This window comes from Nocardioides sp. CPCC 206348, assembly GCF_048654705.1.
In the GTDB taxonomy this organism is placed as follows: domain Bacteria; phylum Actinomycetota; class Actinomycetes; order Propionibacteriales; family Nocardioidaceae; genus Nocardioides.
This window is the reverse complement of record NZ_JBMCZA010000153.1, coordinates 40,620-41,941: the sequence shown is the minus strand read 5'-3', so window position 1 is coordinate 41,941 and position 1,322 is coordinate 40,620. Positions and strand designations below refer to the sequence as shown.

Annotated in this window: 2 protein-coding genes; both read right to left on the bottom strand. The window is 69.7% G+C overall.

What is annotated here, in order from left to right; genetic code table 11:
* Window positions 1-594, bottom strand: a 594-nt coding sequence (locus ACOADB_RS10850) for an MFS transporter (RefSeq protein ID WP_378598090.1), incomplete at its 3' end; no start/stop codon positions are given.
* A 14-nt stretch (window positions 595-608) separates the two neighbouring features.
* Window positions 609-1,322 (bottom strand): LppX_LprAFG lipoprotein (locus tag ACOADB_RS10845; protein WP_378598088.1); only part of this gene is annotated, 714 nt, incomplete at its 5' end.

Below are 1,322 nucleotides of genomic sequence, written 5' to 3'. Positions count from 1 at the left end.
TTCGAGGCTCGCTGGCGCTCGCACCTCAACCACCGAGCCACGAGCCAGTGCGCCGACGACCAGCACCAGCAACACCCCGCCGGCCAGGTTGATCGCGAAGATCCCGCGCCAGGACGTGAAGGACAGGACCAGTGCGCCGAACAACGGGCCCAGCACGCTGCCGAACTCCTGGACGGCGGAGACCAGGCCGAGCGGCAGTCCGCGCCGTTCGACCGGGTAGAGCGCGGCGACCAGCGACATCGTGGCGGGCACCAGTCCGCCACCGCCGACGCCCTGCAGGAACCGGCCGGCGACCATGCTCGGCAGGTCGTAGGACACCGCGGTGACCAGCGAGCCGATCGAGAAGAGCACGAGGGACATCGCCAGGACGGGTACCTGGCCCCGCAGGTCGGCGATCCGGCCGATCAGCGGCAGCATGGCGACGTACCCCAGCAGGAAGCCGGAGACGATCGGTGCCGCACGCTGCAGCTCGTCGATGGGGATGCCGACGCCGGCCATCATGTCCGGCAGTGCGAGCACCACGACGTACGTGTCGACCGCCGCGAAGGCGACGGCGATGGCACAGAACGTGAGGAGAAGCCGGTCCCTGCTCATTCCGGTCCTGCCGGTCATTCCGGTGCGGAGATGTCCTTGGTGACGTCGTACTTGGTCACGTCGATCGTGTAGGTGACCTCGTCGGAGTCGGGGAAGAAGACGCCGGTCAGGCGGGCGGACCGGAGGTAGCCCTTGTCATCGATGCGGTACGTCGCGTCGAACGCGTCACCCTCGGCGCAGGGCAGGATCGCGCGGATCGAGTCGCCCGTGGCCGTGCCGGTGTAGGTGCTGAAGGTCTCCTTGTTGTCCTTGCCGCCGCGCTCGGTCTTGCCGGCGGAGACGTCCTCGCTGCTGGTCAGCACCGAGGAGACCCCCGAGTCGGGGTCCAGGAGCAGCGCGGGGTCGGGGGCGCAGAGGTCCTCGGGCTGGAAGCGGTCGCTCCAGCCGCCGAGGAGGGCGTGGTCGATGTACATCGTGCCGTCGACCGAGATGACGGGGACGCCGGTGACCGGGATGCCCGACACGTTGCCGTTGGCCGAGCCCTCGAAGGCCGGCGGGTCGGCGGTGATCGTGCCGCTCGCTGCCGAGAGGTAGTCGACCCCGGGGTCGTCGCCCGTGGAGATCGACAACTCGATGCCGCTGGTCTCGTCGAGGAGCTTCTTGGCCTTCACACCGGCGTCGGACCAGTCCGCGCCAGCCTCGGGTTCGTCGCCCGAACAGGCGGCGAGGCCGGTCACAGCAAACAGGCCGATGAGCAGCGCGGCGGCCACCCGGGTGCGTCCGATCGT